Genomic DNA, 8,776 nt, shown 5'->3' with positions numbered 1-8,776 from the left:
GTCGTGTAGAAGATGATGCCGTTCTGCAGCAGGGCGGCCGAGCGGCTGCGGTCCTTCTGTGCGAAGAGTTCGCCCACGAGCGGCGTGAGGCCGAGGGCCATGCCGATCGCCGCGATGAAGAGGATGAAGAAGACCGTGCCGCCGAACGATACGGCGGCCAGCGGGGTGGGGTCGTCCCCTCCGTAGCGGCCGACCATCAGGTTGTCGGCCACCTGCGTGAGGATCTGCCCCACCTGTGTGAGGACGATGGGCAGGGCGAGCAGGAGGTTGGACCGGTATTGTTCCTTGTATGTCGAGAATCGGTACATAATGGCCGCAAAGGTAGTGAAAATCCCCCGAAAAACGGCCGCAGCCACGAAAAAAGCGGCCTGGACCGGAGCCCGTGGCCGCTTGTGTCGCGAAGAGAGCGTGCTGTCCGAGCCGTATTGCCCGATGCCCGACATCCGGGCAGGGCCGGATGCGCGGGCCTATCTGCGGGCCGTGCCTCCGGCGTGCTTTACCTCGTCGAGCAGGCTGCGGAGCAGTTCGACCACGTCGGGGTGTTCGGCCGCAACGTTGTGCCGTTCGCCCGCATCCTCGCGCAGGTCGTAGAGTTGCGGTTCGGGGGCGTTGCCCAGTTCGGTGTTTGTGGCCTTCAGATAGGCAGCTCCCCGGCTCGGGGCGATGTATTTCCATCCGCCCGAGAGGATCGAGAGCGTTCCGTTCGCATTCTGCTCGACGACCCAGCTGCGCCCCTGCTCCGTCTCGCCGCGCAACACGGCGAGTGCCGGACGGCTGTCCGGTGCGCCCGCTTCGGGTATCCGTGCGCCGCAACGCCGGGCCAGCGTGGCGAAGAGGTCGATCTGGCTGACGAGCGCTCCGGAGACCGTGCCGGCCCGGGCGCCGTCGTCCCAGCGGACGATGAACGGCACGCGCGTGCCGGCCTCGAAGGCGCTGTACTTGCCGCCCCGGTAGATGTGCCACGGGCGGTGGTCGCCGAGCAGCTCGACGGCCCGGTCGCGGTAGCCGTCGTCCACGACCGGCCCGTTGTCGCTCGTGACGATGAGGATCGTGCGGTCGGCGATGCCGAGGCTGTCGAGCACCCGGGCGATGCGGCCCACGCTCCAGTCGAACGAGAGAATCGCATCGCCGCGGGCTCCCATGCCGCTGCGGCCCGCAAACCGCTTGTGCGGGACACGGGGCACGTGGATGTCGTTGGTCCCGAAGTAGAGGAAAAAGGGCCGCTCGCGGTTCTTCTCGATGAACTCCACGGCTTTGCCGGTGATCACGTCGGCGATCTCTTCGTCCTTCCACAGCGCCTTGCCGCCGCCCTTCATGTATCCGATGCGCGAGATGCCGTTCACGATCGACATGTCGTGTCCGTGGCTGGGGTGCAGCCTGAGCAGTTCGGGGTTGTCGCGTCCGGTGGGTTCGCCCGGGAAGTTCTCCTTGTAGCTCACCGAGATCGGGGCCTCGGGATCGTAGTTGTAGACCCGCTGGTTCTCGATGTAGACGCACGGCACGCGGTCGCCCGTGGCGGCCATGATGAACGAATAGTCGAATCCGATCTCTTCGAGTCCCGGGGTGATGTGCCCGTTCCAGTCCTGCCGGCCGCTTTCGCCCAGTCCGAGGTGCCATTTGCCTACGGCACCGGTCGTGTAGCCCGCATCGCGGAGGGTCGAGGCGAGGGTCGGCGTGCCGGGACGGATAATCATGCCCGCGTCGCCGGGGGCGATGCCCGTGCCGGGTACGCGCCACGGGTAGATGCCCGTAAGCAGGCCGAAGCGGGCCGGGGTGCTCGTCGATGAGGTGGTGTGGGCGTTGGTGAAGCGGATGCCTTCGGCCGCGATGCGGTCGATGTTCGGCGTGGCGATGGTTCGCGAGCCGTTGCAGGAGATGTCGCCGAAGCCGAGGTCGTCGGCCAGGATGACGATGACGTTCGGGCGGTCCTGCTCCGTGCGGGGGGCCTGTGCCTGTGCCCGTGCGGAGGTGGGGAGTGCGGCGGCGCCGAGTCCTGCGATACCCAGCGAAAGAAGAGGCGTTCTTTTCATCATGGATCGAGTCTGTTTGGGATTGACCCTCCAAAGATACGATTTTTTTACATTGCCGTGTCGTGCGGAAGGGAAAAGCGCACGGAAGACGGAACGCTCCCGTGCGCTTTGCGCCTATGCGGCCGGGCGGTCCACCCGCAGCCGGATGCCGCGCGAGCGGTCCGATTCGACGACGACCGTGTCGCCCGTGCGGAGCTTGCCGTCGAGGATGAGCGTCGAGAGCGGCTCCTCGACCTGCTCGGCCAGGGTCCGGCGAAGTGAGCGCACGCCGTAACGGGCTTCGTAGCCCATCGAGGCGAGGCGGCGCTTGGCCCCTTCGGTCACCTTGATCTTGTAGCCCAGCCGGCCGGTGCGCGTGAAGAGCCCCTGCAGCTCGAGGTCGATGATCCGCACCACGTCGCCCGCGTCGAGCGTGCGGAAGATCACGATGTCGTCGATGCGGTTGAGGAACTCGGGGGCGAAGACCCGCTCGAGCGCCCTGCGGTATTCGCCGTCGGGGGCCGTGTCGGGGGCCGCGCCCTTCGACGGTGTGGCGTAGCCGACCCGGAGGGGTTTCCGCGCAACCTCCCTCGATCCGACGTTCGAGGTCATGATGAGGATCGTGTTGCGGAAATCGACCGTGCGTCCCGATCCGTCGGTCAGGCGCCCCTCGTCGAAGAGCTGCAGCAGCGTGTTGAAGACTTCCGGGTGCGCCTTCTCGATCTCATCGAGCAGCACGACGGCGTAGGGTTGGCGGCGTACCGCCTCGGTGAGCTGCCCGCCCTCACCATAGCCGACATATCCGGGGGGCGGTCCGATCAGCCGGGCTACGTTGTGTTTCTCGGCGTATTCCGACATGTCGATGCGGATCAGCCCGCGGTGTTCGTCGAAGAGCCATTTCGAGACCTCCTTGGCCAGCAGGGTCTTGCCCACGCCCGTCGGCCCGACAAAGAGGAAGACGCCGATCGGCCGGTTCTCGTCCTGGAGCCCGGCCCGCGAGCGGCGGATCGTGCGGGCGATGCGCTCCACGGCCTCCTGCTGACCCACGACGCGGCGGGCCAGGTGGTCGCGCAGCGAACGCAGGCGCGAGGCCTCGTCCTCCGAGACCCGCTCGGCGGGGATGCCCGTCATGTCGGAGACGACGCGGCGGACGAGCCCTTCCCCGATCTCCCCGGGGCCCTCCGCCGATCTCCACGGTCGCAGTTGCCGCATTCCGCTGCAGGTGGGCCCGCGAGCCCGCCTCGTCGAGCGCGTCGATCGCCTTGTCCGGGAAACAGCGCCCGGTGACGTAGCGCCCGGTGAGCTCCACGCAGGCGCGCAGCGCCTCGTCGCTGTAGCGCACCCGGTGGTGGCGTTCGTAGTCCGGGGCGATGCGCCGCAGGATGCCGAGCGTCTGCTCGGGTGTCGTGGGCTCGACGAGCACGCGCTGAAACCGCCGTTCGAGGGCCGTGTCGCTCTCGATGTCGGTGCGGTATTCGTCGAGTGTCGTGGCGCCGATGGTCTGCAGTTCGCCGCGGGCGAGCGCCGGCTTGAGGATGTTGGCCGTATCGAGGCTTCCCTGGGTCGATCCGGCCCCTACGATCGTGTGGATCTCGTCGATGAAGACGATTGTGTCGCGCGAGCGGCGGAGCAGGTCGAGCAGTTGCTGCATGCGCTCCTCGAACTCGCCGCGGAATTTCGTGCCGGCAACCAGGGCCGAGACGTCGAGCGAAAAGATCCGCTTGCCGGCGATGGTGGCGGGAACCTCGCCCCGTGCGATCCGCAGCGCGAGCCCCTCGACGATGGCGCTCTTGCCCACGCCCGCCTCGCCGATCAGGATCGGATTGTTCTTCTTGCGCCGCGAGAGGATCTGGATGACGCGGTCGATCTCGCGGTCGCGGCCGATGACCGGATCGACCTTTCCGTCGCGTGCGAGTTGCGTGAGGTCTGCGCCGAACTGTGCGAGCGGGTGGCCCGACGGCTCCTCGAAGGGACGCTCCGCGGTTTTGAGACCGGGCTTGCCTACCGTTATCTCGGTGCCGAAGTCGTCGCCTGCGGCGAAGCGCTGCAGCTCTTCGGCGATGATCTGCGGGGTGATGCCGTACATCTCCAGCACGTGGGCCGTCGCCGTCGTGCGGTCGCCCGCAATCGAGAGCAGGGCGTGCCCCGTGGTGACGCTCCGCACGGCGTCGGAGGTGGCGCGCAGCTCCTCGGCAAACCCGCGGTAGAATGCGTCGGAGGCATTCCGGCTCTCCTGGCGCTTGACGGTGTGTATTTCGTGCTCGATGCGCAGCCGTACCTGGTGGAGCTCCCAGTCCCGGAGCCGGGCCGACAGGAGCTGAAAGGCGAGCGAACCCTCCTCGCGGAGCAGTTCCAGCGCGAGAAAATCCTTGAGCGAGTGGGTGATTCCCGCCTTCGTCGTGTTGAAGGCCGAACGGGCGATGAGCCCCTCCAGCGTTTTCGAAATTTTCAGTTGCATGGTGCTTCGTCTTTATGATTCGCCAGACGAACGTCCGTGCCCCTGGGGATAGTATGCGGGCGGAAGAGGCGGCCGTTTCGGTCGTTCTCCGTCCCGACAGGCGTGCATAACGATCCGGATAACCGGAAGAATCCGGCTTCCGGCGGTGTCCTATTCGGTTGTCGATCAGTCGTTTTTCGTCCCGTATGCGGAGGTTTGGCCCGAAATGTGCATGTATGCTGCTCTTTGGCCGTACGGTCCGAAGACGACATCCCGGGACGGAATCCTGCCTTGTGCCGGGCCCTGCCGGAGGATTCTTGCGCCCGTTCGCGTCGTCATTTTTTCGGGGCGGAAATACCCGCCGGAGAGCCTGCAGGTCAGCCGCGCGGCCACTCGCCCACCTCCATGTCGAACATGCGGTCGCCGTCGATTGAGAGGCGGACGGCTGTCCGCACGCGGTGGAACCCGAATTCGCCGGCGGCGCCCGGATTGACGTGGAGCAGGTCGTAGACCCCGTCGTAGAGCACCTTGAGGATGTGCGAATGGCCGGCGATGAAGAGTTTGGGATGCAGTTGCTGGATGCGGCGGAGCGCCCGCGGATCGTAGTGGCGGGGATAGCCGCCGATGTGGGTCATCAGCACCTGCACCTCCTCGCAGCGGAAGGCGAGGAAGTCGGGGTAGACGCGGCGGGTCATGCCGCCGTCGATGTTGCCCGAGACGGCGCGCAGGGGCTTGAAGGCGGCGATGCGGTCGGCCAGCTCGAGCGACCCGATGTCTCCCGCATGCCAGATCTCATCGACCTCGCTCAGAAAGTCGCGCAGCGTTTGGTCGAAGCAGCCGTGCGTGTCGGAAATGATGCCTATTTTTTTCAATGTGGTCTCGGTTAGATTATCGGTTGGTCGATGAACAATGTACAGGTGACTGTTCTGCCATCGGCTTTTTTTACGGTATATATGGTTTCTCCCTGAAGGTTCAGCCCTTTCCGCTGCTCTTCCCAAGGTATATCTTTCACCGGACGGCCGTTTATGGCGATGATGATATCCCCGATTTCGATGCCCGCCTTTTCGGCTATGCCGTCTCTGTAGAGTCCATTGACAACCCAGCCGTCGCAGATGTCTGTACGGTCAAAAGCTGCCATGTGTGTTACGGACGATTGCATGTAGGTCCCTTTGTCCGCATTCCGCTTCACCCATACCGAAGCGTTTGCCGGATCCAGGACAATATCATATAGCGACCATATCTCGTTGCCAATCAAACCGAGGTAGGGTTTGTCGGACGACAGGGCTCCCTTTTCATTGAGCGAATAGCTTATCACGAGGTTCCTGAGCGTATCGGCCATGCAGAATTGTGCCGCCCGTATCGTAACTTCGTCCGAGCCGCCCCCGATTCCTCCGGCCTGTGTGTGGAAACAGGCTTTGGGGACATCCGTCAAATGGAGGGTCGATGCCGTTTCATGCGTAAGAATAATTGTGGAGCCGCATCCCAGATCCATTCTGAACCAACCCTCCAGCGTATTTTTATCGTCAATCTGCAGTTTCGCCCTGATATCGATGCGGTTGTTCTCGAATCGGGCTTCGAGTTTCGCGTAATCGGCAAGCCTTTCGGTCGGAACGGGCACTTTGAGCGGAAGCATGTAGCCCTCGCTGAAATTGATCTCCAGAGGGGATCTTAACAGGTGCGTATTGCCTAACAAGCCGTCCGTATGCCTCCCCAGAATATCACGTAAAGCGATTATGGGGGTAATCCTGTTTTGATATTCCAGCGCTCCGCAATGGATTTTGACCGGGTCGATAAAGATCTCCGTGAGTTGGGGTCCGCTGTTTCCCGCCCCTCCCATTTTTGCCTTGCCCCTTCTTCCGAAAGCGTCTTGAAGATTGTTGAGCTTCAGGAAGTCCTTGTCAAGATAGAGAAAATCGGCTCCGGAGTCGTAAACAACGGTAACGGGGATGGTGTCGTTCAGGGTAGTCTGCAGGTACAGATGCCTGTCGAAGATGAAGGGAATCGCTTCCTCCGGAACGGCGGCAACGCTCCTCAGGGAGAACAGAACCGGAAAAAGCAGAAATGTCAGTGTGCGCTTCATAAACAGGTGTTTGATGGTGGCATTTCTTTGAAGTGAGGAGTCGGGGCCGTAGCCGGACCGCCCGCTGCGGGATCCGCCAGCGGCCGCTGCTCTATCGGTACTTCTCCTTCCACAACGCATGGATGCGCTCGGCGATCTTCGCCTCGGCGGCATTCTGCGTGTCGGGTTCATAGAATTTCGTTCCCGAGAGGCTCTCGGGCAGGAACTCCAGCTCGGCGAAGTGCCCTTCGTAGTCGTGGGCGTACTTGTAGCCATCGGAGTAGCCGGCCTGTTTCATGAGTTTTGTCGGGGCGTTGCGCAGGTGCAGCGGCACGGGGCGGTTCGTCGTGTCGTGCTCGACCAGGGCGAGGGCCTTGTTGATGGCCATGTAGGCCGAGTTGCTCTTGGCCGAGGTTGCCAGGTAGATGGTCGTCTCGGCCAGCGTGATGCGCGCCTCGGGCATGCCGATCTTGTGCACCGTGTCGAAGCAGGCGTTGGCCAGCAGCAGGGCGTTGGGGTTCGCGAGCCCGATGTCCTCCGAGGCGAGGATCACCAGCCGACGGGCGATGAAGCGCGGTTCCTCGCCCCCGGCGAGCATCCGTGCCAGGTAGTAGATCGCCGCATTGGGGTCGCTGCCCCGCACCGATTTGATGAAGGCCGAGATGACGTCGTAGTGCTGCTCCCCGTTCTTGTCGTAGAGGGCGATGTTCTGTTGCAGGCAGTCGGTGACGTACTGGTCGGTGATCGTCACCTTTCCGTCGGTGGCGCCGACGATGATGTCGAGGATGTTGAGCAGCTTGCGGGCGTCGCCCCCGGCGAAGCGGAACAGGGCCCCGGTCTGCTGCACTTCGATCTCGCGCTCCCTGAGTTCGATGTCTGCGGTCAGCGCACGGTCGAGCAGCGTCTGCAGGTCCTTGTCCTCCATCGGGCGGAGGATGTAGACTTGGCAGCGGCTCAACAGTGGCGAGATCACCTCGAACGAAGGGTTCTCGGTCGTGGCGCCGATGAGCGTCACGATACCCTGCTCGACGGCCCCGAGCAGCGAGTCCTGCTGCGACTTGTTGAAACGGTGGATCTCGTCGATGAACAGGAACGGCGGACGCTGGTCGAAGAAGCGCTGCTTGCGCGCCGACTCGATCACCTCGCGGACCTCCTTGACGCCCGACGTCACGGCCGAAAGGGTGAAGAACGGGCGGTCGAGCTGCGTGGCCACGATCTTCGCCAGCGTGGTCTTCCCGACGCCCGGGGGCCCCCAGAGGATGAACGAGGGGACGTTGCCCGTCTCGAAGAACTTGCGGAACACGCCGTTTCGGCCCACAAGGTGCTCCTGCCCGATGTATTCGTCGATGGTTTTCGGGCGCAGGCGTTCGGCTAAGGGAATATTCGGCATGGCGATCGTTTTACAGGGTCAAAGATAGCGATTTTCGAAAAAAAACGTATATTTGTTCAGTTCAAACCCTATCAATCCTGTTCAAATGGAAGTCATCGACCCCAAGACGGCTCAGGACGCAGCCGTGAATGCGTCTCCGGCAAATCCCACGGCAGCAGCGCCGCAGCCCGATCCGGTGAAACCCGACAATTTCCTGCCGTGGGCCATCATCAGTACGATCCTCTGCTGCCTGCCCTTCGGTATCGTGGCCATCGTCTATGCAACGCAGGTGGACTCCTACTGGTTTTCCGGCAACTACGAGGCCTCGCGGCGCGCGGCGAAGAACGCCCGCACGTGGACGTGGGTCTCGGTCGGCGTGGCCGCATTCTGCTGGCTGGTCTACGTGCTTCTCGTGTTTGTCTTCGCAGCCGCCGTTTCGCTGCCCTTTCTCGATCTCTGATTGACGCGCAGGTCGCTTTGGATCGGGATTCCGGTCGCACTGCTGGCTTTGGCGGCCCTCTACTATGCGGTCGATCCGTCGCATAGCGGGTGGCTGCCGCAATGTCCGTTTCACATGCTGACGGGCTGGGACTGCCCGGCCTGCGGGGGACAGCGCGCCCTGCACAGCCTCCTGCACGGGCGAGTGGGCGAGGCGTTGCATTTCAACCCCTTTCTGGTCGTTTCGGTCCCCTATTTTCTGGCCGTGGCGTGGACTTCGCTCGACGGCGGACGGCTTGCCGCACGCTGCCGTCCTGTCGTGCAGCACCGCCTGGTTGCCTACGGCTACTGCCTGCTGTTTCTCCTCTGGTGGGTCGTGCGCAACCTGCCGGGTGTCTGTCGGTGAGCGGCGGTAATACATAAGGAAAGCGGCCCGGGGATTCCCGGGCCGCTTTTGCCATGTC

At 63.5% G+C, this 8,776-nt stretch carries 8 protein-coding genes and 1 pseudogene; 2 read left to right on the top strand and 7 right to left on the bottom strand.

Annotated elements, in window-relative coordinates; genetic code table 11:
* The 7 genes and pseudogenes from QZL63_RS04515 to QZL63_RS04485 all read right to left on the bottom strand — a co-directional run.
* Positions 1–308 (bottom strand): MATE family efflux transporter (locus tag QZL63_RS04515; protein WP_290586015.1); only part of this gene is annotated, 308 nt, incomplete at its 3' end.
* 159 nt (positions 309–467) lie between these two features.
* Positions 468–2,030: a sulfatase family protein gene (locus tag QZL63_RS04510; RefSeq protein WP_290586027.1), complete on the bottom strand. Its 1,563-nt coding sequence runs from the start codon at positions 2,028–2,030 to the stop codon at positions 468–470.
* Positions 2,031–2,144: 114 nt separating this feature from the next.
* Positions 2,145–3,140 (bottom strand): AAA family ATPase, encoded by a 996-nt coding sequence (locus QZL63_RS04505; protein WP_022308135.1) that lies wholly within the window; start codon positions 3,138–3,140, stop codon positions 2,145–2,147.
* Positions 3,141–3,261: 121 nt separating this feature from the next.
* Positions 3,262–4,095, bottom strand: a pseudogene (locus tag QZL63_RS04500) (AAA family ATPase); the annotation flags it as partial.
* Between the two features lie 728 nt (positions 4,096–4,823).
* Positions 4,824–5,318: a metallophosphoesterase family protein gene (locus QZL63_RS04495; protein ID WP_022308133.1), complete on the bottom strand. Its 495-nt coding sequence runs from the start codon at positions 5,316–5,318 to the stop codon at positions 4,824–4,826.
* An 11-nt stretch (positions 5,319–5,329) separates the two neighbouring features.
* Complete coding sequence (locus QZL63_RS04490) at positions 5,330–6,526, bottom strand: PDZ domain-containing protein (RefSeq protein WP_022308132.1); 1,197 nt, start codon at positions 6,524–6,526, stop codon at positions 5,330–5,332.
* A gap of 91 nt (positions 6,527–6,617) precedes the next feature.
* Positions 6,618–7,895 carry a replication-associated recombination protein A gene (locus QZL63_RS04485; RefSeq protein WP_022308131.1) on the bottom strand — a complete coding sequence of 426 codons (1,278 nt, stop codon included), beginning with the start codon at positions 7,893–7,895 and terminating at the stop codon, positions 6,618–6,620.
* An 85-nt stretch (positions 7,896–7,980) separates the two neighbouring features.
* Between QZL63_RS04485 and QZL63_RS04480 the strand changes: the two genes are divergently transcribed.
* Both QZL63_RS04480 and QZL63_RS04475 read left to right on the top strand, forming a co-directional pair.
* Positions 7,981–8,334: a CD225/dispanin family protein gene (locus QZL63_RS04480; RefSeq protein ID WP_022308130.1), complete on the top strand. Its 354-nt coding sequence runs from the start codon at positions 7,981–7,983 to the stop codon at positions 8,332–8,334.
* A gap of 114 nt (positions 8,335–8,448) precedes the next feature.
* A complete protein-coding gene (locus QZL63_RS04475) occupies positions 8,449–8,718 on the top strand; it encodes a DUF2752 domain-containing protein (protein ID WP_022308129.1) in 270 nt (89 codons plus the stop codon).
* Positions 8,719–8,776 lie beyond the last annotated feature (58 nt).

The organism is Alistipes sp. CAG:268 (assembly GCA_000434235.1).
In the GTDB taxonomy this organism is placed as follows: Bacteria; Bacteroidota; Bacteroidia; order Bacteroidales; family Rikenellaceae; genus Alistipes; species Alistipes avistercoris.
Note: the sequence above shows the minus strand (reverse complement) of the source record. Positions and strands in the feature narration are given on the sequence as shown.